Below are 25043 nucleotides of genomic sequence, written 5' to 3'. Positions count from 1 at the left end.
TGAGGTAGGTCGCCACTCTCAGAACGGGCATGGAATCAGAGGCGTGGCAATCGGTCGACATCATCAAGAACAAGCAGGGTGAGCCCCACGTGCTCCAGCAGAAAGTCGAGGTGTACACTGCCGGCGTCACCGAGGAGTCGGCCGGATACACGAAGCCGACGGTCGAACACCGGCTCGTTCCGCTGACGGAACTCACGAAGTACTCACAGTGACCGACGAGCGAAGAGCGGTGCGGGCGACGCTCGCGGCCACGATCGTCGCGGGACTGGTCTACCTGCTCGCCGTGCCGCTGCTTCGCCCCGCACAGGTGGCGGTCGCCACCGACGTGTACTACCACGCCGGCACGACGCTGCTGGCCGGCGGGGACCCCTACGCCGTGACGCCCCCCTCTCATCCGACCTTTCACTACATCTATCCGCCGCTGGTGTTGCTGGCGTTCGTCCCGCACGTCCTGACCGGGAGCCCGCTGGGTGCGTACCTGCTCCAGACCGCGTGCAACCTCGTGACTGCGGCCGTCCTCGCGGCGGTGATCGTCCGTGCCATCGAGGACACCGGTGTCGCGCTGGCTCGGCGGGACCGCCTGCTCGTGGGTGGGGTCGTCCTCGGCTCGATCCACTCGGTGCCGGTGCTGGTGATGGGACAGGTGAACCTCCAGTTGGCCCTGGCGATCGCCGTCGGCGCGCGACTGCTGGCGGGTGACCGTGAGCTGCGTGCCGGCGGGACCTTCGCGCTGGCCGGGGCGGTGAAGCTGTTCCCGGCCGTGGTCGGGCTCTGGCTCCTGGCCCAGCGGTCCTGGCGTGCCGTCGGCGCTGCGGTCGCGACCGGACTGGGGACGATCGCGGCCGGGCTGGTCGTGTTCGGCGTCGGGCCGACGTGGACCTTCTTCACCGAAGTCGTCCCCGGCGAGCGGCAGGCAGAAGCCTTCTCGGGTGGCCTCGATCCGTCGGCGATGTTCGTGACGATTCGGCGGCCGCTGGCTGCACTCGCTCCGGATCTGTCTCCCGACGCGCTCGCTGCCGGCGCGCTGGTGCTGTTGGTCCCGGTCGTGCTGGCGTCGCTTCGCGACCTGCGGACCGAGGTCGGACGGCTGGTCGGGCTCCTCGCGACGCTGCTGGCCGCGCTCGCGTACCTGCCACTGGAGCCGTTCTACTACTCGCTGCTGTACTACCCGCTGCTGGTCGTTCTCTATCGCCTGCAGCCGGGGCGCGTCCGCAGGCTCTTTCTTGCCGGGACGCTTGGCCTCTCCGCGATCATCTCGTACCCGTCAGTCGAGCAGTTGCTGGTCGTCGCACCGCTCCCGGCCGAGACTGCCGCGACGCTAGAGGCCACGGCACGCGCGCTGTTCTCGATCGCCCAGCCGCCCCTCGTCGGCGTCGTCCTCCTCTTTGCCGGCTGCGTGTACTGGCACCACGAACACGCCGCTCGCGGGTCCGACGCGGCCGAGCCGACGGAGCGCCCGACTACGAAGTGAGCCGCTGTGCGTACTCCTCGTCTCCCTCGTCGAGCGCTGCCCGCACTGCCGCCGGATCGGTCTCGCCGTCGTCGTTGACGAGGTACGTCCGCCCGCGCGGGCCGTCGTACGCGCCGTGGAGGTCGTAGACGAACCCGTACACCGACACGTCGTCTGGGATCGCCTCGGCCTCTTGGAGGAAGGCGACCTGTCGGTCGACGTTGTACTCGACGAGTCGGTTGACGACAGTCGCCTCGTCGGCGTCCGTGTCGACGGCCTCTAGACCGTCCGCGACGACCGAACCCAGCGTGTCGATCCACTTCGCGATCCCGCTGGGGTGGCTGTGACTCGATCCCGTGCCAGCGTGGTAGGCCGCCGTCACCGCTCCACAGCCGGTGTGGCCGACGACCGCGATCGTCCTCGTGCCGGTGTACTCGATCGGATACAGGAGATTGCCGTTGACGACCTTCTGGCCGTCGACGACGTCCCACGCCTGGTTGCCGATGTTGCTCGGCGTAAAGAGCCAGCCGGGGCCGTCGATGTCGAACATCCCCTCCTGTGAGACCCGCGAGTCGGCACAGCAAATCGAGACGGCGGCCGGGTGTTGTTCCTCCTGAACTCCGTCGAAGTAGTCCGCCGGCCGGCTCTCGACGTGGGCCCGGTTTCCCGCCAGTAGTCTCGCGCGGACGTGTTCGGACATGTTCGAACGATCTCACGACGCGCTGTTAAGTCCACTGGCGAACCGGGCGTGAGACACCGAACGGCTTCGGCGTCGCTGGCCGGTTCATAGAAACGAAAATTGCCGGAGAGACGCAGAACGGCGATTACGGCCGAGCGCGCACTCCGAGACCGCTGACGAAAGCGACCGACTTACAGTCGGGTGACGTTCGTCGCGCGGGGGCCTTTGTCGGCCTGTTCGATGTCGAATTCGATCTCTTGGCCTTCCTCGAGGTCCGGGCCGCCCACGTCTTCCATGTGGAAGAACACGTCGTCGTCAGCGTCCTCAGTTTCGATAAAGCCGTAACCGCCCGTGTCGTTGAAGAAATCAACAGTACCGGTTGCCATTGCGATTGTACGCATGAGAGGGGGACGGATAATACTTCCGAGGGTCGGTGTACCACGGACCACGGTCTCCGATGGGGTTCGTCCCGCCCTCCCAGCGCCGCGCCCGACGTTGGTTTGCACCCCGGTCCGGCAGCAATCCACCACACGAGTGTATCTGTGCCGGGTCGTCGCGGCGTACGTTTTTGTGTTCTCACCGCCAGAGGCCGGTATGGCAGACGACGGCGTCTGGGTCGGGGCACACGTCGCCGACGGGACCTGGATCGCGGTGGCGTTCGACCGGGCGGGGTTCGACCACGCGGCGACCTTCGACGGGATCGGTGACCTCTGGTTTCGCTACGAGGAGGACGCGGCCGCGATCCTCGTCGACGTGCCGATCGGACTGGTCGAGGAAGCCGAGGGCGAGCGCGAGTGTGACGAGTTGGCCCGCACCCTCGTAGGGCCACGGGCCGACGAGATCGTCTCCCCGCCGGCACGCGAGGCGCTGCGCAAGCGGCGCTACCCCGTCGCGAACCGCACGCACGAGCGCGCGACCGGGGTCGCCCTCTCCGAGCGGGCCTTCGAACTCAGCGAGACGATCGCGACGGTCGATCAGTTGCTCCGGGAGTTCTCCGAGGCCCGTGATCTCCTCGCCGCCGCCCACCCAGAAGTCGCCTTCCTCGCGTTCGCGGGCGAGCGCATGGAGCACGACCGCCGGACTGCCGGCGGGTACGCCGAACGCCTGCGCACGCTAGCGTCGATCGATCGGGACGCTCCGCCCGCGGTCCAGTCCGCCGCCGAGGCGGTGGACGACGCACCGGTCACCGTCGCCGACGTACTCGACGCGGTGGCGCTTGCCTACACGGCACTCCCCCACGAGGGGCGACTGCGCTCGCTCCCGCCTCGGCCACCGCTCGACGACAACGGCCTGCCGATGCAGATCGTCTACCGGGCCGACGCGGCGCTGGTCGAGCCGACGGCGTGACCTGCGCTTGAGCTACGCCGGGAACAACACGTGTCGTCCGCGACCGCCAGCGGCAAGTCGTCCCAACCACTGGTTCGGGTGATGCCACGAGACGACATGCCGCCGCTCGGTCTGGGAACCTACTCGGAGGACGACCGCGAGCAGTGGACCGACAACGTCAGCACCGCGCTCGACGTTGGCTTTCGCCACGTCGATACCGCACAGGTGTACGAGAACGAGCGGTACGTCGGTGAGGGACTGCGCTCCTCGGCCGTCGATCGCGACGACGTGTGGCTCTCGACAAAGACTGTCCACCACGACGTGCCCCCCGAGGCCGACCAGGTGCCCGACGCCATCGACGGCTGTCTCGACAGGCTGGGCGTCGACGCCGTCGATCTGCTGTACGTCCACTGGCCCTCCGGCGTCTACGACCACGAGACAGTGCTGCCGGCCTACGACGACGCCTACGACGCGGGCAAGACCCGCCACGTCGGGCTGTCGAACTTCACGCCCGAACTGCTCGACGAGGCGATGGACGTGCTCGACGCGCCGCTTTTCGCCCACCAGGCCGAGATGCATCCCCTGCTCCCACAGGAAGACCTCGTCGCCCACGCCCAGGCACACGACTACACGTTCGTCGCCTACTCGCCCCTGGCCAAGGGCGCGGTCTTCGATGTCCCCGAGATTCGAGAGGTCGCCCAGAAACACGACGCCACGCCCGCCCAGGTCAGCCTCGCGTGGATCACCAGCCACGACAACGTCGCCGCCATCCCCAAGGCCAGCAGTCGCGAGCACATGCAGCAGAACCTCGCCGCGCTCGATCTGGAACTGGACGACGACGATCTCGCCCTGATCGACTCGATCGACCGCCGGGAGCGCGTGATCGACGCCGACCACGGGCCCTGGAACTGGTAACGGTCAGCCGACCCTGAGCGTTTTAGTCGTTGGCTCACTGCCTTCCTGTATGACCGACTCCTTTGGCATCGGCTTCGTCAGCGCGGGCTTCATCACGCGCGAATCGCACGCACCCAGCGTGGGGTACCTCCCGGACGTTCACGTCGCGGGAATCCAGAACCGCACGCGGGAGAACGCGGAATCGCTCGCCGACACCTGCCGCGAGGAGGGGTGGGGCGATCCGAGCGTCTACGGCGAGGACGCCGTCGCCGACCTCGTCGCGGACCCCGACGTCGACGGGCTGTGGGTGACCAGCCCGAACTTCACGCGCGTCGACGTGGTCGAGGCCGCCGTCGAGGCGGTCGAAGACGGGGCCGAGCTACAGGGAATCGCCCTGGAGAAACCGGTCGCGCGGAACCTCCGGGAGGCCAACCGGATCGTCGACCTCGTCGAGGGGGCGGAGCTCCCTCACGCCTATCTGGAGAACTGGCCCCACGAGCCCGACATCGACAAGCTCCGGACGCTGCTGTGGGAGCAGGGCCGCGGGGCCGGCCGTCCCTACATCGCCCGATCGCAGGCCGAACACGGCGGTCCCCACTCCGGGTGGTTCTGGGACGGCCGCAAGCAGGGCGGGGGCGCGCTGACGGACATGCTGTGTCACGCGCTCGCGGGCAACGACTTCCTGCTGTCGGACCCGGACGGCGAGGACGACCTCGAACCGGTCAGCGTCTCCGCCGACACGGAGACGATCAAGTGGCAACAGGACGACTACGCCGACCAGCTCGAAGCCGACTTCGGCGTCGACTTCCGATCGAACCCGGTCGACGACTACGCCCGGACGACGGTGCGCTACGAGGACGGCGACGGACGGACCGTCGTCTCGGAAGCGACGGGCTCGTGGTGTTACGTCGGTTCCGGCGTCCGACGGACGATCGAGCTGCTCGGGCCGGAGTACTCCGGGCAGGTGCTGTCCGACGACGAGTCTTCCAGCGTCTTCTTCTCGGACGAACTGGGCGAGGGCGAGGGGTGGGCGGAGAAACAGACCGCCACCAGCGGGCGAATGCCCATCGCCGCCGCTGACGTGGTGACGGGCGGGTTCGTCGCCGAGAACCGGGACGCAGTGGCGGCGTTCCGAGCCGGCGAGAACGCGAGGCTCGACCTGTCCGACGGCGTCCGGATCCTCCGGCTCTGCATGGCCGCGTACAAGGCCGCCGAAGACGGGGCCGACGTCGACCTGCGGGACGCCGATCTGGAGGAGTACACCCCACCGCCCGCACGGGAGTAATAGCCGACGGTGTGACCGTCAGGGATCCATCCGGAGCGCGTAGATGATACAGAGGAGACCGACGAGTTCGAACGTCTGGATGATCGCCTGTCCCCCCGGACCGGACAGCCACGGGAACAGCAGTGACAACGCGACGACGGGGAGTGGCAACCCCAGAATGATGCCGAATCCGATCGCGAAGAACAGCATCGGTCGGCTGTCGTTGCGCCGGTAGCCCCTGAACGCCAGGTAGGCGATGAACAGGCCAAGCGCCGCACCGACCAGTTCGTAGCCCTGTAACAACAGTCCGACCGTCACGAGTGTCTCTATCGTCATCTAGATCTCCTCCACGAACCGCGTGAGCCGGTCGGCCATGTTCTCCCGGCGGTCGATCGACAGTTCCAGCTCCCCCTCGACCAGTTCCACGGTCACGCTCCGGACGTTCGGCTCGTACACCGTCCGGTGGTGGCCTCCTTCGGGGTCGGGCCGGGTCTGTCCGACGATCAGGTCGGACGCTTCGAGCTGTTCGAGCCGACGGTAGATCGTCGGTCCTGACGCGTCACACCGCTGTTCGAGTGTACTCGCTGACATGGGTTCCTGGCTGGTTTGCGTGAGGATGCGTCGCGCTGTCTCGTCTTCGAGCAGCCCCGCGACAGTCCCGATATCGGGGTCCTCGCTCACGGTAGTCGGTACGCGCGAGGCGACCGTAAAAACGACTCCGGTGCTTCAGCGCGTGAAGCACTGGTCGTGTTCCTATGCTCCCGGCCGACCCAGTGTGCCCTACCGATGTCAGACACCGCTATCGTCCCCGGCGCGTTCGGACCGCTGTTCGTGGCCGCCGTCTCGGCGTTGGCCGTCGGCCTCGTCTGGCGATACGGACGCACCTCGCCGGCCGCCCACCCGACCTCCACACAGCCCCGAACGGGACCGTCGAATCGAGACAGCGCCAGCGCCGACCCAACGGTCGTGAGCGAGCCGTGACTGTCTCCCGTCGCGCTCTCCCCGAACTCACGTCGCTCGGGCTGGTCCTCGCGACGGCCGTCTCGGGGTTCCTGCTGGCCCCGTCGCTCCCGGAGACGATGATCGTCGGCTGGCACATCGGCGTCGACGGCGAGCTTTCGATCACTCGCGGCCCGCGGCTGCTCGGCCTGACCGTGCTCCCCGCGCTGTCGGTCACGGCCTACCTCTGCCTGCGACCGGCCCGCCTCCTCCTCGATCTGGAGACGGCCGTCCGTCCGCGGTACTACGAGACGCTCGTCCACCTCGTGCTCGGCGCGATCGCCTTCGGGCAGGCGTGGCTGCTGACCGTGAACCTCCAGTAACGTCGGTCACTCCACCAGGTCCAGCCGCTCGCCCCGCTGTGCGCTCCGGCGTGCCGTCTCGATGATCCGGTGGGCCTCCCGGCAGAAGGCGGGATCGGCCGGCCCCTCCGGCTCCCGGTCGGTCTCGATCAGGTCGACGAGGTAGGTTGCCAGGTTCTCGAAGCGGTCGGGCAGCGGCTCCGGCTCGACGGTGTACCCCTTCGGTCGATCCGCGGTCGTCACGCGGATCGCCGCGTCGGGGGTGCGCGTGCTGACGGTCCCCTCGGTCCCGACGATCTCGTACCCCTTCACCGGCTGGGGCTGGATCTCCCAGGGATTGGTGAGCAGCCGCCAGGAGGTCTGGAGCGTCGACAACCCCTCCTCGTACCGACAGATCGTCGAGCTCTGTACGTCGACGTCCATCCCCTCCGGGACGTACCGCTCGGCGGTCACCGACTCGGGCAGCTCTCCCCCGCGGAACCACGTCGAGAACGTCGCACCGTAGCCGAGGTAGTCAAGCATCGAGCCGCCGCCGTCCTCGGGATCGTAGAACCAGCTGTCGTCCGGCGGCGCGCCCGCGTTGCCCCCGTAGTACTGGACCTCGATCACGTCGCCGACGGTGCCACTGGCCACGAGGTCCTCGACGGTGTGTTTCACGGGGTCCCACATCACCGGCCAGTTGACGACGAAGCGCCGGTCCGTGTCGGCCATCGCGTCGAGCATCCGATCGGCGTCGGCGAGCGTGACGGCCATGGGCTTCTCGATGGCGAGGTGTACGTCGTAGGCCGCGACCCGCTCGACGAACGCGGCGTGTTCCGAGTTTCGCGGGCAGCCAAACACCACGTCCGGCGTCGTCGCTTCGAGACACTGCTCCAGATCGTCGTAGACGTCGTCCTCGGTGAGCCCGCACTCTTCGACCGCCGTCTCGACGGAGCCGGTCGAGGTCTCCGGCGCCTCGTCGCAGACGGCGACGACCTCCATCTCGGGGTGGTCGTGGGCCCAGCCGAGATTCGTGTTCATGTGCATCTGGTCGAAGTTCGCGCCGACGACCCGGTATGTCATACTCGACCATCAGTGCGGGACGGCAAAAGGATTGTGCGCGCCAGTGTCACACCACGTTCTTGTGGGCCGATCACAATGCGCTCTGTATGCTTCGTCGCCTCCGCGAGAACGGTCCCGTCGTCCTCGTGCCGCTGGCCTGGACGTTCGCGATCGCCGCACACCTGGACGCGCTGGCGCTCCGGACGGTCCTGATCGCTCACCTGGTGATGGACGCCGTCCTCGTCGCCTTCACCGTGCTCTCGTGGTCGGCGATGCGCCGCGGCGTCTTGCGCGCGTGGCGACTCGTCTTGCTCGTCGGGCTCGCGCTCACGCTGCTCGGGACGACCGGCCTCTTACAGACGCCGCCCGCGTCGTCGCTGCTGTGGCTCACCGTCGTCGGCTGGCTGCTCGTCCCGGCTGGCGGACTGGCGTACACCGGCCGGCACGTCGACCGCTCGCCGCTGGCGTACACGGGCGGTGCGGTCCTGAGCGCTCTCGGCGCGATCGTCTACGTCGCGGGGACCGTCGTGAGCGGCGACCCTCTGGTGCTTGTCGCCGGCCTCGCAGTCGCTGGCGTCGGCCAGACCGCGGGGATCGTCGCCGCGGTCCGGGACTACTGACACCGCCGGCCCTCACAGGTAGCCCATCTTCTCCAGGTGGTCGCTGACGTGATCGTCTAGCTCCGTGGTTCGACTCGAATCGGGAAGTGGGTCGAGCGTTTCGTCCAGCCGGCTGGCCAGTGCCGCCTCGCGCTCGTCGTCGGAGACCTCGACCTCGCCCTCGTCGGTCAGGCGATACAGCGTCCTCTCCCCGACTGTCGGCCGGATCAGCTTGTGCGTCTCGGTCCGAACCGCCTGCAAGCCCCTGTCGTAGGCTTCGAAGCTGTCGTACTGCTGGAGCCGCTCGCGCAGCGGCGGATACGGTCGGTCGTACTCCGCGAAGACCGCATCGCGGTCGTCGTCGCCGGTCAGCGCCCGGCCGTCGACCTCGTCTGGCACCCCGACGCCGGCCCACTCACAGATCGTCGGGACGAGATCGACCAGCGACACGAGCCGGTCCGACACCGTCCCGGGAGCCGGCGACGGCCGGTCGCTCTCGGGCCACTTGACCAGCAGCGGGACGTTGAGCAGCTCCTCGAACAGCGAGAACTGGTGGTAGGCCAGCCCGTGCTCGCCGAAGTGCTCGCCGTGGTCCGCGGTGACGACGACGAGCGTGTCGTCGTAGACCCCCTGCCGTCGCAGACAGTCGAACAGCTCGCCCAGCAGCGCGTCCACGTACCTGATCTCGGCGTCGTACCAGCACTCCACGAGCTCCCACTCCGTCGCCGACATCGTCACGTCGCCCAGAATGTACTCGTACCCCTCGTCGTCGCCGACCTTCCGGGCCGCCGTCTCGTCGACCGCGTCCCAGTCGTCGAACCGCTCCTCGAACGGCGCTCTGAACTCCTCGGGTGGCCTGTAGGGCGCGTGTGCGGCGTTGAAGTTGATGAACCCGAAGAAGGGGTCGTCGGCCCGCCGGACCTGCGTTTCGAGCTTGCGCCGCTGGAAGTCCGAGATGTCGTAGCCGTCCCGGAAGTACCGCGGGAGAAACCGGAGGAAATCCAGGCTGGGCTCGTACATCGTGTCCATGAACCGCGGCAACGCGAGGATGTCGTGGTAGTAGTCGAACCCGCGGTCGAACTCCTGCTCGATGCTGGTGTGGTGGGAGTTGCTGAACCCGAACGTCGCGTACCCCGCCGCCGAGAGCAACTCGGCGACGGTCGGCCCGTCGTACTCTCCCAGCGGCTGCGTGCCGAAACTCCCGTGCCCGGACGGATACCGCCCCGTGAACATCGACGCGTGGGAGGGCGGCGTCCACGGTGCCGGCGCGATCGCCTGCTCGTAGCGCGTCCCCGCCTGCGCCAACGCCTCCAACTCCGGCGTCGTCGGCCGGTCGTAACCGTAACAGGAGAGGTGGTCCTTCCTGGTCGCATCGAGCACGACGAGCAAGACGTTCGGCGATCCCATTACGCGTCCCTTTTCGGCCGTCCGTCATACAAACTTCGCTCGTGGCCGGCGGTCGGAGGACCGCCGACGTGCGCGGAACCGCTGCGTTTGCCCGGAGAGATCGCTCGCAGTACGCACTGCGACAGTAGCAGCTACCGTCTGGGTCCGAGAGCGGAGCTCTATCGCGATGTGACGGGGTTCGTGTCGTGGTTCTTGGTGGACTGAGACAGTTACTATGACTGTAGATCGGATTATGATCTAGTAGATCTCCTTGGTTTACTTCCGATGGTCTACTGCAGTATTCTCTCTTGTAGCGAACCTGGCGTTTCACCCATTAGCCGCTTATGTAGTTGTATCGCCTGCTTTTCTGTCATTCCTGTTATCACATCTGCTGCAAATCTGGACCTTGACTTGCTATTGCCATTTTGTACCAGTTCTTCTGCAGTCTCATGATACCTGTTGGGTACAATACGAAGGTTCTCACTTTCCGGGTCATTATCTGGAAGTGTCGCATTATATACCACATCAAATAACTCACCTATGACCTTCTTTTGTCCACGCTGTTGAGCAGCAAGACTGTTATCTAGGATAACATAGTACACAGTCATATGTTTGAGGAGGCTAACCTCATTCCTCAACTGTTCACCAATCTGGAGAAAGTGTCTCTTTTTGTGTTTATTTTGCAGACTAAGGCCTCCACCATCTACACCAATATATCTACTTATTAGTCTAGACGATAGCTCCTTCAGATCATATCTCTCCAACTCGCTTCCGCTGAATGATGTTTGGAGCGTATCACCGGATATCTCTTTTAAATATTCTAAAATCTCTTCACCATCATCAACCGACACACCATCTGTCTTGTTTGCCCAATCATTCAGAAACTCGTCTCTCTCCTCTGATTCACTGTGGAGCAACTGATGTAGTGGAATAATCCCAGCACGATAGAAGTCCTCCATATCGTGAACCGCGTATGCTAGATCATCTGCCCAGTCCATAAGATCCGCTTCGGCACTGCGACGTTTTTCGACAGAGGATAGCTTCCTCGCGTCATAAAACGCATCTAAGTCTGATTCATAGACTCCCCATTTTTCGATTCGTCAACTTTCCATTGATTCAGATCTTCTCCTCGTTGCCAGGGGTACTTCAGGATTGCATTCAGGGATGCAAAAGTCAGATCAAGCCCTGATTCATTTGGGTCGTTTATTGCCAGACGGGTAACTACCCGGAATGATTGGGCATTTCCTTCAAATCCTTGTTCGACCCCTTTTTCATCTGATATCTTTCTATTAAGCTCCTGCTCAGCTTGCATGGCCAAAAGGGGGATGACCAATATCATGAGCTAAGGCCGCTGTTTCCACAACATCTGGATTTATCGACACATCAGAGGGTATATCTGGGCCACTATCCTTGTTGAAATATTCGGCCAAGCGTCTCCCAATCTGAGCCACTTTGAGTGAGTGACTCAGCCTATCATGATATGTGTAGGACTCATTTGCTCGGGCCACCTGCGTCACTCCAGCAAGCCTTCGAAAAGCCCGAGTATAGAGCAGGCGATCTCGATCCCGTTCGAATCGAGTCCGTTGATCGTCGGCCTTGCTATCACTCCTACGCTTCTCGCGAAGGCTTACTTCCCCATTATAGAATTATTCTTTCAGTTCAAAACGCCGATCAAGCGTGTGAGAAACCCTTCCCTCACGCCAGAGTTCATTAATTGCTCTCTGGACTTTGGGAATCTTCGAGCTTGAGATCATACTGACGATCTCACTATGGTCAAGGGGACCTCTTTCATCTAAGGCGTCTTTGACCTTTTTCTTTAGTTCTTCCGAGGGCCGGACAGACTCAACGCTCATACCAGAACTACACGGCCCCCTCTTATTATAATTAGTTGACTCAGGCAGATAGCTGTTCTAGACCACACTCTTTTACGCAAAGGATTCTATACTAGATGTCTCCCTAACCCATTTTGATGTGTCCCGTTTAGCTATGATCTATCTATCGTCACGCTCTCCTGAGCTCTCCATTCATTAAATATACCCTACCTTCCTCTTTCAGTCGCTTGATGTCGTGTTCAAGCGAAGTATTGTGGCAGTCTATTACTTCTGATAGCTCACTGGTCGTTGTCCCCCTCATCTCTCCAACCAACTGCAAAATCTTCTCTCTTCGTTCACGCTGGCTCTTCGATTGGCCACTCTCAATAATATCGGCGTTAAACTCTCCCCCTTCAGGATCATATCCGACTTGCTTCATCGATTTCGTCACGAGCCTGATCGCACGCTCCACGTCGTCAATCTCCACAGTATCCGAAAGCCGAACCCGAGCACTTGATTCCGCCAGCCGCTGGATCGCTTCGACCTTCCTGAACGTCAGCGGGATCGGTGAGTCGTCGTCTTGCTCACCAGCACTCGCTCGGAACTCAACGAAGAACTGCTTGAGCCGCTCCGCGACTTCGTCGCCCTCGATAGTCGGACGACGTACCGCCCCCATAGGCGACGGAGAGGCGCATCACCGATCGACCGCGGGCTCGGCCCGTCGCTTTCCTCCGCGCTCGGTTCCTCGCTCCGAGTATGCCGACCGGCAGCCCGTCGACGCCGGGCTATCGACGACTTCGGCGTCGTCTGCCAGATTCGGTTGATCGGACACCGAGGGTCGAACCGGAAGAGGAGCGCCGGCCCCTGTCGATCTCGTCGACGCAAGCCGCCGGCCAGCGCCAGCGTGTTGGCTTTCAGTCTCGACTCGGCGTCGACGACCGCTGCCGAAACCGACACCATACCGAGAAGGGTATGCCGCCGCCCGGATTGTGAACTACGCCCGAGAACCTGCTCGCTCCGCTCGCAGAACCTCGGTCTAGTTCAAATCCGCTCGGGAGTATTTTCACTGCTCCCTTCGGTCGCAGGAAAATGCCGCCTCCCGGATTTGAACCGGGGACAGCCCGATCTTCAGTCGAGTGCTCTCCCAGTCTGAGCTAAGGCGGCGCGCATTCGTGACGAGGCCGAGGGTATCAAAAAGGATTTCGAAAGCGGGCGGCGACTCACAGCGGTCGTTCGTAGGTCACTTCGTCGACGGGAACGTCGGCGAGCGTGATCTGCTGGCGGTCGACGAGGGTCGCGCCGTGGCGCTCGTAGAACGTTCGTGCTCGGTCGTTGGCCGCGAGCACGCGGATCTGGAGCCGTTCGCGGCCGCGCTCTCGGAGCCGGTCGGTGAGGGCGACGAACAGTCGGTGTCCGATGCCCGCGCCCCAGCGGTCGGGCTGGACGTAGATCGCGGACAGGCTGGCGAGGTCGGCTTCGATCTGGCCACCGAAGGCGTACCCGACGACGCCGTCGTCGACCGCGACGAGGTAGGTGGTCGCGTCGTTCGCGACGCCGTCGGCGACGACCGAATCGGCGTACCACTCCTCGACCGTCGCGTCGACGGCTTCGGGGCCGAGGACGGAATCGTAGGCGGCGTGCCAGGTTTCTCGGGCGACGCGCTGTATCGCCGGGACGTCGCCGTGTTCGGCGGGGCGAACCGTGACCATCGCTCACCGCTTGGTCGGGCGTCGGCAAAACTGTCGGGGATCAGGGCAGAAAGAGGTCGGCGGTGTCGAACTTGCTCCCGCAGTCGTCACACTCGTAGTCGGTGCCGTTGGTCGTGGAGACGTGGCCGTCGCAGTTCGGGCACGTGGAGCCGTCGATCATCACCCGTGGTACCGGGTACCACGACAAAGCTCTTTCGGCCGCCGTCGTTCGTCACTCGGTCGCCGGGCGGCGATTGCTCGCCAGGAGCACACAGAGCAGGGCGAAGTAGGTGACCAGTCCCCAGGACAGCGCCGCCACGACGAGTGGTCCGGCGAGCGCGTAGCCAGCCAGTCCCACGGCGAGGAGTCCGGCCGTCGAGCCCAGCTGGACCACGGGGCGCGTCCACAGGCGCGCGACAGCCGACGATCGCAGGAACGCAACTTCGACCAGGAGCGCCACCGCGACGCCGCTGGCGATCGCTGTCGGGGTGGTGAGCGTGTCGACTGCTCGCTCGGCGACCAACAGCGCGAGCAGTCCGGCCGACGCGAGGGCGGCCAGCAGTGCGTCTCGGCGTACCGTCGCGGTCACGTCTCGTCGGAGGTCGCCGGGGCCGAAATCGCTGTCGGCGGCTCCGGGCGCGGTTCGGTCCCCACCGACAGGTCCAATGTTCGCCCGTCCCAACGGGCTGGTATGAGTGACGACGCCTCGCTGACGGACTTCGTCGGCGACGCCACGGACGACGAGCCCCGAGACGAGTCGTCGACGAGTGGGGACGAGCAGGCCGACGCGGAGGGCGGTCGGGTATCGCCGGACAGCATCGAACCGGCGGTGACGACGGCAGCCTGGTCGCCCGACGGCGAGCCCTGCCGCCGGTGTGGGACCTCGGTTTCGTACCGCTGGCAGGGCGAGGACGGACTGGTCTGTCCCGACTGCAAGGAGTGGTAGATCGACGGTCCCGCGGACCGTGTCGTCTGTCTGCGGTCGTGTATGTGTCGAGCTAACAGGCAGCAGTATTACAAGCGCTGATCCCTAAGGAGGGGTCACGACTGGCATCGCGCCCGGCGGCGGCAGTGCCAGGCCGTCCGCCGACGGGGCCACTGCCGGGGGCGTGGTCCCGTGACAGCGTGCCTGCGGTGGACACTGACAACAATGACAGATACCGACACACCACGAGGGTCCCACTCCGAGTCTGCCCTCGGCGAGGCGAACCGAGTCGCGACTCAGGTCATCGAGAACGTCGAGCGGGTCATCGTCGGCCACCACGAGGAGATCGAACACATCCTGACCGCGATGCTGGGGCGGGGCCACATCCTCCTGGAGGACGTTCCCGGCGTCGGCAAGACGATGCTGGCGAAGGCCGTCGCAGCCTCCTTCGACGGCACGTTCAAGCGCGTCCAGTTCACGCCGGATCTGTTGCCGTCGGACGTAACCGGTGTGAACGTGTACAACCAGCAGACCGAGACGTTCACGTTCCAGGAGGGGCCGATCTTCGCGAACGTCGTCCTGGGTGACGAGATCAACCGCGCGCCGCCCAAGACCCAGTCGGCGCTGCTGGAAGCGATGGAAGAAGAGCAGGTCACGGTCGACGGGGACACGCGGGACGTGCCCGATCCGTTCACCGTCATCGCGACCCAGAACACCGTCGAGCAGAACCGGACCTACGCGCTCCCGATGGCGGAGCTGGACCGCTTCATGAAGAAGCTCCACCTCGGCTACCCCAGCGCCGACGACGAGGCGGCCATGCTCGCTCGCGTCGTCAGCGACCACCCCATCGAGCGCCTCTCGCCGGTCGCCAGCGTCGCGGAGTTTCGCCGGGCCCAGCGGACGGTCTCGGACGTGACGATCGAGGCACCGCTGCGCGAGTACGCGACGCGACTGGCACGCTACACCCGCGAACACGGCCAGCTTGGCGTGAGCCCCCGCGGGAGCATCGCGCTCTTGCGGGCGGCACAGGCCCGCGCGGTGCTGGACGGCCGAGACTACGTCGTCCCCGACGACGTGCGCGCGGAAGCACGCGTCGTGTTGCCCCACCGCATCCGAACCGACACCGCCGAACAGACCGGCGCGGGGCTGGTCCGGACGGCCCTCGACACTGTCCCGATCGAAGAATGAGACCGACACGCCGCGGCGTCGCGACGCTCGCCGTCGTGGGGCTGGCAGTGACGATGGCGTGGCTGTCCGGCCCGCGGTCGCTGAACGCCGTCGCCGCGCCGCTGTCGATTGCCCTCGCGGTCGGCGCGCTCCAGGTGAAGCGTGCGGGGGCACCGACGGTCGAGCGCAGCCAGCCCCGCCGTGGCTTTCCCGGCGAGTCCCGGACCGTCTCGCTGACGGTCGAGGGACGCGGCGTCGCGACGATCTCCGAGGAACTCGCCGACGGCCTGTCGGCGGCGGCCGAGTTCGAGCGGACGCTGCCGGCGACGGTCAGCTACGACCTCGCGTACGACGCGCGCGGCGTCTACGAACTCACCCGGACGACCGTCGCCGTCCGGGACGTGCTCGGACTGGTCGAACAGCGCCACGAGGTCACCGAGCGCACGGAGGTCGTCGTCTATCCGCCGGTCTACTCACTGGGTGGCGCGACCTTCGAGCGGACGCTGGGACTGGACAGCGGCCAGCGCAGCGAGTTCGACCGACTCCGCGAGTACGTGCCCGGCGACTCGCTGCGAGACGTCCACTGGAAGTCCAGTGCCAAGCACGACGACCTGCTGGTGACGGAGTTCTCCGATCCCGTCGGCGACGAGGGGCTCTCGATCGCCGCCCAGTCGACCGAGGGCCACGCCGACGAGATGGCCGCTGGCGCGGCGACGGTCCTCGTCGGCGCGCTCCGGGCGGGGCTGACCACCGCGATGACGGTCCCGGCCGGCTCGATCGAGGCGGGCCACGGCCAGCGCCACCGCCAGCGGGCGCTCGAACTCCTCGCGCGGACGAGCAGCGGCGACGTCGACGAGACCGCCTGGAACCGTGCCGACGTACGCATCCGTGCCGACGCCACGGGCGTGAGCGTCTCGCTCGGCGACGCCGTCCACGAACTGGCGGAACTGACGACCACGCGCGACAATCCGCTGGTCGCGGAGGGTGTCTCGTGAGTACGGCAGATCGGCTGGGGATCGACTGGCCCGCCGTCGGTGGCGTCGGCGTCCCCGGACGGACACGCATCGCGGCGCTGGTCGCGGTCGCGGCGATGCTCGGCTCGACGCTGCAAGTGCTGTACTTCTTCATCGACGTGGTCGGGCTCCCCGCGCGGTTTCTGGCGGTCGTCGCCGCCTCGCTGGTCGCCGCGACGGTGCTGGCCCGTCTCCTGACCCCGCGCAGCGCCGTCGCGCTCGGCGGCGTCCTCCTGCTGGTCGGGCTCTGGTGGTACGTCCAGCAACTGAGCGGCTCGCCGCGGATCGGGGAGTTGCTGACCGATACGCTCTCTTTGCTGACTGGCAACACGCTCCTGCGGATCTCCAACATCCGGGCGTGGGTGCTCGGTGTCACGCCTGCACCCACCTTCCTGACGTGGTACTTCGCGATGCGACGCCGGTATGCCCTGGCCGTCGCCGCGGCCGGCGGGACGCTGGGATTCCTGGTCCTGACCGGCGACGCCGACCTGCTGACGACGCTGTCGGGCGTCGTCGCCGCGGTGGCGGCGCTTGGCTTTGGCGACTTCGACCGCCGCGGCGAACCGATCGTCGACGCCGAGACGATCCTCGTGACGGCCGCGCTGATGGTCGTCGTCCCGTCGCTGGTGTCGGTCGTCCCCGCCACTGCAGGACTGTCGCTGAACGTCGACGGCACCGGCTCGGACACCGTCGAGGCGAGTCTCCTCCAGAGCGGCGACCAGCTCTCGGTCCAGGGCTCGATCAGCCTCTCGCCCGAGGTCCGTTTTACGGTCACCAGCAGCGAGCCTCGCTACTGGCGGATCGGGAGCTTCGACCGGTACACCGGCGACGGGTGGGTCAGTCAGACCAACAGCCGCGCGTACGGCGGCGGCCGACTGGACGAGCCGCCCGGCCCGACCCGGATCGTCGAGCAGCGCTTTCGGGCCGAAACGGACGCCGGGGTGATGCCGGCGGCCTGGAAACCGATCCAGAGCCGTGGCAACCCCGCCACACGCGTCGGCGGTGACGGCGGCCTCGCGACCGGCGCACCCATTCGAGAGGGCGACAGTTATCGCGTCACCAGCGCCGTCCCCGCGGCCACGCCGGCCCAGCTCAACGACACCACGCGTGCGTACCCCCAGCAGATCGAGGAGACGTACACGCAACTGCCGGCGAGCACGCCAGACCGCGTCGGCGAGCGGACCGACCGGCTCACACGCGAGGCCCGCACGCCCTACGAGACGGCCCTGACGATCGAGAACTGGCTGGAGAACAACCGCGAGTACTCGCTTGACGTGCGCCGTCCCGACGGCAACGTCGCCGACGCGTTCCTCTTCGAGATGTCGGCCGGCTACTGTACCTACTACGCGACGACGATGGCGACGATGTTGCGGACACAGGACATCCCGGCACGGATGGCCGTCGGCTACACGTCCGGCGAACGGGTCGCCGAGGACCGCTGGGTCGTGCGCGGACAGAACGCCCACGCCTGGGTCGAGGTCTACTTCGAAGAGTACGGCTGGGTCCGGTTCGACCCGACGCCCGCCAGCGACCGCGAGAGTGCCCGCGACCGGAACGTCGAGTCGGCCCGGCAACGAGATCGCCCGTCCGTCGACACCAACGAGAGCGGCGGCCCGGAGTGGTCGCCGACGCCGACGGCGACTCCCCAGCCGCTCACACCGGTCGACAGCGCTACCGACGCCGGGGGAACGCCGCTCGGTCCACAGACCCGTCCCGGCGTCAACCCGGAAGACAGCATCTCGACCGCGACGCGGGTCGGCGAGTCCCGCACCGAGATTGCCGATGCGACGACGGATCGCCCTGGTCCGGCCAGTTCGCTGCCGTCCCGTCGGGAGGCGGCACTGGGACTGCTCGCGATCGTCGGGACCGTGATCGGTGTGCGCCGGAGCGACCTGGGCCGGCGCGTCTACCGGAGCGTGTGGCTCTACTACCAGCCCCGGTCGACCCCCGAGCGAGACACCGAGCGGGCCTTTCAGCGGCTTGTGTACTATCTGGGCCGCGCACACGACCGGCCGCGCCGTCCCGACGAGACCGTCCGAGCGTACCTCGACGCCGTCGACGCCGACGAGCGCGTACGCGAAGTGGCGTCGATCAGAGAACGGGCTCGCTACGCCGGCACGGTCGACGAGGCGGCGGCCGATCGGGCCGTCTCGCTCGTCGACGAGATCGTTCGCTCGCGTGGCACGGCGAAATAACCCCGACAGTATTTAATACGTTGATTTCGTAGCCCGCAGTGTAATGTCGGAAGTCTGCTCGACGTGCGGGCTCCCTGAGGAACTCTGCGTCTGCGAAGACGTGGCCAAGGAGTCTCAGGAGATCAACATCCGCATCGACGAGCGCCGTTACGGTAAGGAGGTAACGATCATCGAAGGGTTCGATCCATCGGACGTGGACATGGACAGCCTGTCGTCGGATCTCAAGTCCAAGTTCGCCTGCGGCGGGACCGTCGAGGACGGTCAGATCGAACTCCAGGGTAACCACACGGGCCGCGTCGAGGACTTCCTGCGCGATAAGGGATTCAACGTCGCCTGATACGGCCGGCAGTCGTTGCTGATGGGGGGTGTCGCCACGGCATAGACCTCTCCGGACCGTCGCTACGACTGCCGTCCGACACCGGACGACTTGTCGCCGGGCCCGCACGGCGAGCGCAGCGGGTGCGTTCGTGGCGACCGTCTCGGTCGCCCTCGTCTTTTGCCCGTCTATAGTAACAATTGAAACGATTGACACACCGATCGCACTGCCGTCGTGCGATCGGGTGTGCATTGATTTTCAATGGCTACGATAGCACTGCCAGTCTCAGTGGCGTCGTGTCGCCGTCACGGACTCGGGGTCGGCGTTCCGGGCCGTCCTCGACGGACGCTGCACCGCGTTTCTGTCCAATTTCAGAGCGAGAACAATTCATACTACGTCCGATTATCGAAAGAAAAGCTGGGAATTAAGACGCGTCGGCTGGTGCTATCACTCGGAACAGGTGACCGATGGACGACTTACTGAGTGACCCGACCACGGTTCTCGTGGTCGGCGGACGCGAGCGGGCGGTGGCCCCGACTCGGTCTGCCTCGGCGGCGGGCTCGATCGGCGAGGTCGTCGTCGTCGACAGCGTCGAGGCCGCACTCACGACGCTGTCGGACCGCCGCGACGTGGGTTGCGTGCTGGTGACGGCAGCCCCGACCGACGCGTCGGTCGTCGAGGCATGCGAACGGATTCACGCAGTCGACGAGCACCGCCCCATCCTCCTGTCGCTCGACGACTCGGCCGGTCGGACGGCGGCACGCGCCACGCAGGCCGGCGCGAGCGAGATCGTCCTCGACGAAGACGACCTGCCCGATCGCCTCGCCGCCGCCGTCGATCGGTACGAACGCCGCCGCGACCAGGCCGCCGAGAGTAGCATGTTCAGGACGCTCCTCGACGGCGTCGAGGGTGCGGTGTACGTCAAGGACCGCGAGGCTCGCCACCTCCGCAAGTCGACGAGTCCGGGCGATTTCAGCTCGGAGGCGTTTATCGGCCAGACCGACGTGGATATGTACGGGGAGTCGGACAACGCCGTCGAGTCCTACGAGGACGACCTTCGGGTCATCGAGGAGGGTGAGCCACTCTACGACAAGGAGGCGAGTTACACGACCCCCGACGGCACCCACTGGTCGTGGACGACGAAACTGCCCTGGGAACACGACGGCGAGGTCGTCGGACTCGTCGGCTGGACTCGCGACGTGACGGAGATCGTCGAGCGTCGGGAGCGCCTGAAGTGCCAGGACCAACGGATGGAGGAGTTCGTCCGGTCGATCCGACACGACATGAAGAGCCCCATCCAGATCGCCAGCGGCCGGATCGCCCTGGCCCGCGAGACCGGCGACGTGACGACGCTCGAACAGGCCAGCGAGGCGATCACGCGCATCGACGAGATCCTCGACGACCTCACGCAGACGGTCCTGGAGAACTCGTCGCTCTCGCCGGAGGGGGTCGGCGTCGGACAGTCGAGCCCGGTGTCCCTGCCCGCCCTCGTCGAGGACGTGTGGGAACTGGTCGGCTTCGACGCCGCGTCGCTGGAGGTCGAGTTCGGGCCGGACGCCGTCGTCAACGCGCCCCGATCGAGCATCCGGCCGGTCCTCGAAAACCTGCTCAAGAACGCGGTCGATCACGGCTGCTCGGGCGTGACCGTCCGCGTCGGACCGCTGCCGTCGGGTGGGCTGTACGTCGCCGACGACGGTCCGGGAATTCCCGAGACCGAGCGCGAGCGCGTCTTCGAAGACGGGTACACGACGACCAGAACCGGCACCGGGACGGGGCTGAGCATCGTCACGAACATCGCCGAACAGCGCAACTGGGAGCTCTCTCTCACGGAGAGTTGGGCCGGCGGAGCCCGCATCGAACTCCGCAACACGCTGGTGGTCCCCGATCCGTCGGTCGCGCCGACCGCCGACGAGACGATCGCGCTCACCGAGGGGGTCGACGTCGGCGACGTGCTCGTCGCGGGCGAGTCGACGGCAGAGGAGGGCCGCTGGCACGTCACTGGCTCCGGTAAGAACATCTACGGCGAGTGGAACGAGTTTCACTACCGCTGTGCCCGCGTCGAGGGACCGGTGCGGATCGAGGGGCAGTTCACCGACCTCGACGGTGCCAACGAGTGGAGCACCGCCGGGCTGATGATCAGAGACGGACTCGACGACGAGGCGTCGTACGGACACGTCGGCCTCACCGAGGGCCACGGGACGAAAATCGACTGGCGGACGAGCCAGGGTGCCAGCGGCACGACCCGCCATCTCGAAGAGTCGTCGCTCGATGCCCCGTGGTACCGCGTGGACCGGATCGACGACACGCTGACGATCTACTGCTCGACGGACGGTCGGTCGTGGCGGCCACTCGACCAGCGCCGTATCGAGCTGACCGACCCCGTCTGGGTCGGCACCACGGTCTGTAGCGTCCAGCCCGAGGAACTGGCCCGGTCGACCGTCGAACACCTCACCGTCACGCGTCTCGACCCGGAGTGACCGCGCCAGTGGTGCGGGAAACCACCCGGCGCGGAGCGCGGGTCTAGAAGAACTGGAACAGATCGTCTCGCCCGGCCTCGTGGAGGTGGTGGCGGACGGCCTCGTCGAGCGCGTCGACGGAGCCCCGCTTGGCACTGATCGGGGCGATCGTCTCCTGCCACTGTTGCCACGGTGGATAGAGGCCGAGACGATCGCAGATGTCGTTCAGCCGCTCGTCCTCGTCGTCGACCTTGTCCATCTTGTTGACGGCGACGACGGGCTCTACGTCGATGTCTCGCAGGAAGTGAAACAGCTCTACGTCGTGGGGGATCTCGTCGGGGCCGGAGTGGCGGTCGATGATGTCGACGGCCGCCTTCCCGTCGAGGACGAGGATGCCGGCGAGGATCTTGTCGGCGTTGGCCTCGACGTACCGGACAACGTCGGTCTTGATCTGCTCGCGGACGTCCTCGGGGACGCCGTTCATGAACCCGAAGCCGGGGAGGTCGGTCACCATGAAGTCCGGCCCGGCCCAGTCGAAGTGGTTGGGCTTACGGGTGACGCCGGGCTTCTGGCCGGTGTCGACGCTGTGGCCCGTGATCTCGCGCATCAGCGTCGACTTGCCGACGTTGGACCGGCCCACCAGGACGATCTCGCTGTCCCGGTTCGGTCGCTGTTCGAACATACCCGCGGTAGACGGCGGAGCCTGAAATCCTCGCCGGTCGCGAACGACCGGGCTACTCGTCCCGGCCAGCGATCGGATTAACACCTGCTGTTGTTCTCATCGGTGGATTTAACAGTATCTTCGATGATACTCTCGATACTCGCAGTTGATCGCCGGGCCGCCGTCGCGACGAGTGGCGGTCGAGTCCGGACACGAACACCATCATGGAGACAGTTACCATCGGCATCATCGGCGCGGGGAATCGAGGCGAAGAACACATCCAGAAGTATCGCGGCGTCGAGGGCGCGACCGTCAAGGCGATCGCGGACATCGACACGGCGGCCGCGGGAGAGCTGGCCGACGAGTTCGGGATTCCGGACGTCTACGAGGACTTCGAGGCGATGCTCGACGATCCGGAGATCGACGTAGTCAACGTCTGTGTCCACAACAACCTCCACGAGCCGATGGCGGTCGCCGCCTTCGAGGCCGACAAGCACGTCTTCTGTGAGAAGCCCCTGGCCGGCAGCTACTCCGACGCCAAGAACATCGTCGACGCGGCCGAGGCGGCCGACAAGCTCCTGGCGGTCCAGAACGTCGAGTTGCTGACGCCGGAGACACAGGCGGCACGGACCTTCGTCGAGTCGGGCGATCTCGGCGACGTGTCCTTCGCTCGGTCGGTGTACTCCCGGCGGCGCGGCCGCCCCTACGTCGACGGCTACGGCACGCCCGCGTTCGTCTCGAAGGAGTCGGCCGGCGGCGGGCCGGTCTTCGACATCGGCACCTACGAGATCGGTCGCAACCTCTACCTGCTTGGCAATCCCGCCGTCGAGCGCGTCAACGGCCAGACGTTCGACTACACTGAGGACAGCCTCAGCGAGGAGCTGACCGGCGACAACGCCGATCTCTATCGAGAGCGTCTCGAAGAGTCCGGCCACGACGTAGAGGACGCCGGCACCGGCGCTGCTCGACTCGCCGACGGCTCTCGCCTTGAAGTGCGGGCCGCCTGGCACTCCTACCAGCCCGACGAGCGCGGCGTCGTCGTCGGCAGCAAGGGCGGGATCGCCTTCGATCCGGTCGAACTCCTGACGACGATGAACGACTACGAGACCACCGTCGAGATCGACGTGGACGGCTTCGAGGCCCGCCACGGACTGATCCGGGGCGAGAGCGGCTACGAGGTCGACGAGCGACCGAACCAGTACGACCACTTCGTCGCGGCCGTCCGCGGCGAGGTCGACCAGATCCGGACCGACGAGATCGCGCTCAACTCCATGCTCGTGATGGAGGGGATCTACCTCTCGGCCGAACGGGGCCGCGAGGTCACCGCCGAAGAGATCGCCGAGGCGTCGGTGTCACGATCCGTCGACCTGTAGGGTACGGCCACCGTTGTTTGGACTATCGAACGAATCTATTTACCGTGCCCCGTCGTACCGTGTGCCATGGCAACGAACAGACTCGGCGTCGGCTTCGTGGGTGCCGGTTTCATCACGCGGGAGTTCCACGCGGCGACCTTCGAACGCATTCGCGACGCGGACGTGACGGGGGTCATGAATCCCACGGTCAGCAAGGCCGAGGCGGTCGCGGACGCCTGTCGCGAGGCCGGCAGTGGGGACCCGATCGCGACCGGCGACGTGCGCGAACTGGTGGCCCACGAGGACGTGGACGCGGTCTGGGTGACCTCGCCCAACCACACCCGCGTCGAGACGGTCGAAGCGATCGTCGAGGAGGTCCAGCAGGGCGGGGCCGACCTCGCGGGCATCGCCATGGAGAAACCGCTCGCCCGCACCGTCGGCGAGGCCCAGCGCATCGTCGACCTGGTCGAGGGGACCGACCTGAACCACGCCTACCTCGAAAACCAGGTGTACATGCCCGGCGTCGACCGGATGAAGGAGCTACTCTGGGACTCCGCCGAGGGTGCCGGGCGACCGTACCTCGCACGCTCGGCCGAAGAACACCCCGGCCCTCACTCCTCGTGGTTCTGGGACCCCGAACGGCAGGGCGGCGGCGTCCTCTCGGACATGATGTGTCACTCCCACAAGGTCAACAGACACCTCCTCAGTCGGCCCGGCGAAGACGATCTGGAACCGATCGCGGTGACCTGCGACATCTCGACGCTGAAGTGGGGACGGGACGACTACGCCGCCGAGTTGGCCGAAGAGTACGACGTGGACTACCACGAGTCGCCCGGCGAGGACTACGCCTCCGCGAGCGTCTTCTACGAGACCCCCGAGGGCGACCTCGTCGTCGGCGAGGCGACCAACTCCTGGTGTTTCGTCGGCTCGGGACTGCGCATCACGATCGAACTGCTCGGCCCGGAGTACTCGGGGACCATCAACACGCTGGAATCGGGCACCGACGTGTTCTTCTCGGACCGGGCCGCGGAGGGAGCGGGCTACGTCGTCGAGAAGCAGGCCGCCGACCGCGGGCAGATGCCGGTCCTCCCCCAGGAGGGCGCGACCTACGGCTACTTGGACCAGAACGAGCACGTCGTCTCGGCGTTCCGGGCCGGCGAGAACGCACGGGAGGACCTTCGGGACGGACTGGACGTGGCGAAACTCGTCGCGGCCTCCTACCTCGCGGCCGAGCGGGGCGAACGCGTCGACTTCGACGACGCCGACCTCGCCGACTACGTCCCCGAACCGGCCCGCGGCGAGTTCGCGGCCGGCCCGGCCGGCGTCGAGCGGTGAGGTGACGGGCCGGCTGCCGAAGCCGACGCCACGTCTCAGCACGAATTAATTAAACTAGTACGTGCACTAGTGATAAATCTATATATGGAAATATCCCGTAGCTGACGATAGAATCAAGGCTCCTGTTCGAAGAATCTGATGGTTGGTTGGGGGCATCGCAACGGAATCAGCACGCAGTTTGGGG

30 protein-coding genes and 1 tRNA gene are annotated in these 25043 nt (G+C 66.0%); 16 read left to right on the top strand and 15 right to left on the bottom strand.

What is annotated here, in order from left to right:
• The first annotated feature begins 29 nt into the window (after positions 1–29).
• Together AC5FRZ_RS00440 and AC5FRZ_RS00435 are read left to right on the top strand one after the other, a co-directional pair.
• Positions 30–212 (top strand): hypothetical protein, encoded by a 183-nt coding sequence (locus AC5FRZ_RS00440; RefSeq protein WP_208628888.1) that lies wholly within the window; start codon positions 30–32, stop codon positions 210–212.
• Complete coding sequence (locus AC5FRZ_RS00435) at positions 209–1471, top strand: glycosyltransferase family 87 protein (protein WP_493563586.1); 1263 nt, start codon at positions 209–211, stop codon at positions 1469–1471. The genes AC5FRZ_RS00440 and AC5FRZ_RS00435 overlap by 4 nt, the downstream gene beginning before the upstream one ends.
• On the opposite strand, the gene AC5FRZ_RS00430 is transcribed toward AC5FRZ_RS00435, so the two are convergent.
• Positions 1461–2150 carry a carbonic anhydrase gene (locus AC5FRZ_RS00430; RefSeq protein WP_493563585.1) on the bottom strand — a complete coding sequence of 230 codons (690 nt, stop codon included), beginning with the start codon at positions 2148–2150 and terminating at the stop codon, positions 1461–1463. The two genes, AC5FRZ_RS00435 and AC5FRZ_RS00430, sit on opposite strands and share 11 nt — an antisense overlap.
• Positions 2151–2320: 170 nt before the next feature.
• A complete protein-coding gene (locus tag AC5FRZ_RS00425; protein WP_018256778.1) occupies positions 2321–2515 on the bottom strand; it encodes a cold-shock protein in 195 nt (64 codons plus the stop codon).
• 208 nt (positions 2516–2723) lie between these two features.
• Here AC5FRZ_RS00425 and AC5FRZ_RS00420 point away from each other — a divergent pair, with 208 nt between their 5' ends.
• The 3 genes from AC5FRZ_RS00420 (at position 2724) to AC5FRZ_RS00410 (ending at position 5634) form a co-directional block, all read left to right on the top strand.
• Positions 2724–3476 carry a DUF429 domain-containing protein gene (locus AC5FRZ_RS00420; RefSeq protein ID WP_493563584.1) on the top strand — a complete coding sequence of 251 codons (753 nt, stop codon included), beginning with the start codon at positions 2724–2726 and terminating at the stop codon, positions 3474–3476.
• 81 nt (positions 3477–3557) lie between these two features.
• Positions 3558–4370 (top strand): aldo/keto reductase, encoded by an 813-nt coding sequence (locus tag AC5FRZ_RS00415; protein WP_493563583.1) that lies wholly within the window; start codon positions 3558–3560, stop codon positions 4368–4370.
• Between the two features lie 49 nt (positions 4371–4419).
• Complete coding sequence (locus AC5FRZ_RS00410) at positions 4420–5634, top strand: Gfo/Idh/MocA family protein (RefSeq protein WP_493563582.1); 1215 nt, start codon at positions 4420–4422, stop codon at positions 5632–5634.
• Between the two features lie 18 nt (positions 5635–5652).
• On the opposite strand, the gene AC5FRZ_RS00405 is transcribed toward AC5FRZ_RS00410, so the two are convergent.
• Together AC5FRZ_RS00405 and AC5FRZ_RS00400 are read right to left on the bottom strand one after the other, a co-directional pair.
• The gene (locus AC5FRZ_RS00405) at positions 5653–5949 is read right to left on the bottom strand and encodes a DUF7521 family protein (protein WP_153552269.1); all 297 of its coding nucleotides are present in this window, start codon (positions 5947–5949) and stop codon (positions 5653–5655) included.
• Complete coding sequence (locus tag AC5FRZ_RS00400; RefSeq protein ID WP_170092849.1) at positions 5950–6294, bottom strand: winged helix-turn-helix domain-containing protein; 345 nt, start codon at positions 6292–6294, stop codon at positions 5950–5952. It lies immediately after the preceding gene.
• Between the two features lie 105 nt (positions 6295–6399).
• Between AC5FRZ_RS00400 and AC5FRZ_RS00395 the strand changes: the two genes are divergently transcribed.
• Together AC5FRZ_RS00395 and AC5FRZ_RS00390 are read left to right on the top strand one after the other, a co-directional pair.
• Positions 6400–6594 carry a hypothetical protein gene (locus AC5FRZ_RS00395; RefSeq protein ID WP_493563581.1) on the top strand — a complete coding sequence of 65 codons (195 nt, stop codon included), beginning with the start codon at positions 6400–6402 and terminating at the stop codon, positions 6592–6594.
• Entirely contained in the window at positions 6591–6935 is a 345-nt protein-coding gene (locus AC5FRZ_RS00390) for a hypothetical protein (RefSeq protein ID WP_493563580.1), read from the top strand. Before AC5FRZ_RS00395 ends, AC5FRZ_RS00390 begins: the two co-directional genes overlap by 4 nt.
• A 6-nt stretch (positions 6936–6941) precedes the next feature.
• Here the strand turns inward: AC5FRZ_RS00390 and AC5FRZ_RS00385 are convergent, their stop codons facing one another.
• Positions 6942–7976: a Gfo/Idh/MocA family protein gene (locus tag AC5FRZ_RS00385; protein WP_493563579.1), complete on the bottom strand. Its 1035-nt coding sequence runs from the start codon at positions 7974–7976 to the stop codon at positions 6942–6944.
• A gap of 86 nt (positions 7977–8062) precedes the next feature.
• On the opposite strand from AC5FRZ_RS00385, the gene AC5FRZ_RS00380 reads away from it, so the two are divergent.
• Positions 8063–8575, top strand: coding sequence for a hypothetical protein (locus AC5FRZ_RS00380; RefSeq protein WP_493563578.1), 513 nt, complete (start codon positions 8063–8065; stop codon positions 8573–8575).
• Positions 8576–8587: 12 nt separating this feature from the next.
• Here the strand turns inward: AC5FRZ_RS00380 and AC5FRZ_RS00375 are convergent, their stop codons facing one another.
• The 9 genes from AC5FRZ_RS00375 to AC5FRZ_RS00335 form a co-directional block, all read right to left on the bottom strand.
• Entirely contained in the window at positions 8588–9961 is a 1374-nt protein-coding gene (locus AC5FRZ_RS00375; protein WP_493563577.1) for a sulfatase, read from the bottom strand.
• A gap of 269 nt (positions 9962–10230) precedes the next feature.
• A complete protein-coding gene (locus AC5FRZ_RS00370) occupies positions 10231–10899 on the bottom strand; it encodes a hypothetical protein (RefSeq protein ID WP_493563576.1) in 669 nt (222 codons plus the stop codon).
• A gap of 104 nt (positions 10900–11003) precedes the next feature.
• Positions 11004–11279 carry a hypothetical protein gene (locus AC5FRZ_RS00365; RefSeq protein ID WP_493565095.1) on the bottom strand — a complete coding sequence of 92 codons (276 nt, stop codon included), beginning with the start codon at positions 11277–11279 and terminating at the stop codon, positions 11004–11006.
• Positions 11242–11391 carry an HD domain-containing protein gene (locus tag AC5FRZ_RS00360; RefSeq protein ID WP_493565066.1) on the bottom strand — a complete coding sequence of 50 codons (150 nt, stop codon included), beginning with the start codon at positions 11389–11391 and terminating at the stop codon, positions 11242–11244. Before AC5FRZ_RS00360 ends, AC5FRZ_RS00365 begins: the two co-directional genes overlap by 38 nt.
• Before the next feature lie 195 nt (positions 11392–11586).
• Positions 11587–11793, bottom strand: coding sequence for a hypothetical protein (locus AC5FRZ_RS00355; protein ID WP_493563575.1), 207 nt, complete (start codon positions 11791–11793; stop codon positions 11587–11589).
• Between the two features lie 148 nt (positions 11794–11941).
• Complete coding sequence (locus tag AC5FRZ_RS00350; protein WP_493563574.1) at positions 11942–12427, bottom strand: hypothetical protein; 486 nt, start codon at positions 12425–12427, stop codon at positions 11942–11944.
• 414 nt (positions 12428–12841) lie between these two features.
• Positions 12842–12915 (bottom strand) — tRNA-Phe (locus tag AC5FRZ_RS00345).
• A 56-nt stretch (positions 12916–12971) separates the two neighbouring features.
• Positions 12972–13460 carry a GNAT family N-acetyltransferase gene (locus AC5FRZ_RS00340; RefSeq protein WP_493563573.1) on the bottom strand — a complete coding sequence of 163 codons (489 nt, stop codon included), beginning with the start codon at positions 13458–13460 and terminating at the stop codon, positions 12972–12974.
• Between the two features lie 211 nt (positions 13461–13671).
• Complete coding sequence (locus tag AC5FRZ_RS00335; RefSeq protein WP_170092840.1) at positions 13672–14028, bottom strand: hypothetical protein; 357 nt, start codon at positions 14026–14028, stop codon at positions 13672–13674.
• 102 nt (positions 14029–14130) lie between these two features.
• Here AC5FRZ_RS00335 and AC5FRZ_RS00330 point away from each other — a divergent pair, with 102 nt between their 5' ends.
• From AC5FRZ_RS00330 to AC5FRZ_RS00305, 6 genes are all read left to right on the top strand, one after another.
• On the top strand, positions 14131–14385 hold the full coding sequence (locus AC5FRZ_RS00330; RefSeq protein WP_493563572.1) for a DUF7573 domain-containing protein: 255 nt from the start codon (positions 14131–14133) through the stop codon (positions 14383–14385).
• Positions 14386–14589: 204 nt separating this feature from the next.
• The gene (locus AC5FRZ_RS00325) at positions 14590–15552 is read left to right on the top strand and encodes an AAA family ATPase (RefSeq protein ID WP_170092838.1); all 963 of its coding nucleotides are present in this window, start codon (positions 14590–14592) and stop codon (positions 15550–15552) included.
• Positions 15549–16526 (top strand): DUF58 domain-containing protein, encoded by a 978-nt coding sequence (locus AC5FRZ_RS00320; protein WP_208628904.1) that lies wholly within the window; start codon positions 15549–15551, stop codon positions 16524–16526. The genes AC5FRZ_RS00325 and AC5FRZ_RS00320 overlap by 4 nt, the downstream gene beginning before the upstream one ends.
• Positions 16523–18739, top strand: coding sequence for a transglutaminase TgpA family protein (locus AC5FRZ_RS00315; RefSeq protein ID WP_493563571.1), 2217 nt, complete (start codon positions 16523–16525; stop codon positions 18737–18739). Before AC5FRZ_RS00320 ends, AC5FRZ_RS00315 begins: the two co-directional genes overlap by 4 nt.
• 43 nt (positions 18740–18782) lie before the next feature.
• Complete coding sequence (yciH, locus tag AC5FRZ_RS00310; RefSeq protein WP_015761607.1) at positions 18783–19076, top strand: stress response translation initiation inhibitor YciH; 294 nt, start codon at positions 18783–18785, stop codon at positions 19074–19076.
• 446 nt (positions 19077–19522) lie between these two features.
• Complete coding sequence (locus AC5FRZ_RS00305) at positions 19523–21532, top strand: ATP-binding protein (protein ID WP_493563570.1); 2010 nt, start codon at positions 19523–19525, stop codon at positions 21530–21532.
• 43 nt (positions 21533–21575) lie between these two features.
• On the opposite strand, the gene engB is transcribed toward AC5FRZ_RS00305, so the two are convergent.
• The gene (engB, locus tag AC5FRZ_RS00300; protein ID WP_208628907.1) at positions 21576–22193 is read right to left on the bottom strand and encodes a GTP-binding protein EngB; all 618 of its coding nucleotides are present in this window, start codon (positions 22191–22193) and stop codon (positions 21576–21578) included.
• Between the two features lie 203 nt (positions 22194–22396).
• Here engB and AC5FRZ_RS00295 point away from each other — a divergent pair, with 203 nt between their 5' ends.
• Entirely contained in the window at positions 22397–23545 is a 1149-nt protein-coding gene (locus AC5FRZ_RS00295; protein WP_170092833.1) for a Gfo/Idh/MocA family protein, read from the top strand.
• Between the two features lie 66 nt (positions 23546–23611).
• Entirely contained in the window at positions 23612–24859 is a 1248-nt protein-coding gene (locus tag AC5FRZ_RS00290; protein ID WP_493563569.1) for a Gfo/Idh/MocA family protein, read from the top strand.
• The last annotated feature ends 184 nt before the right edge of the window (positions 24860–25043 follow it).

This window comes from Halomicrobium sp. HArcht1-1 (assembly GCF_058933285.1).
The sequence above is the reverse complement of the archived record's forward strand: the minus strand, read 5'-3'. Positions and strand labels throughout refer to the sequence as shown.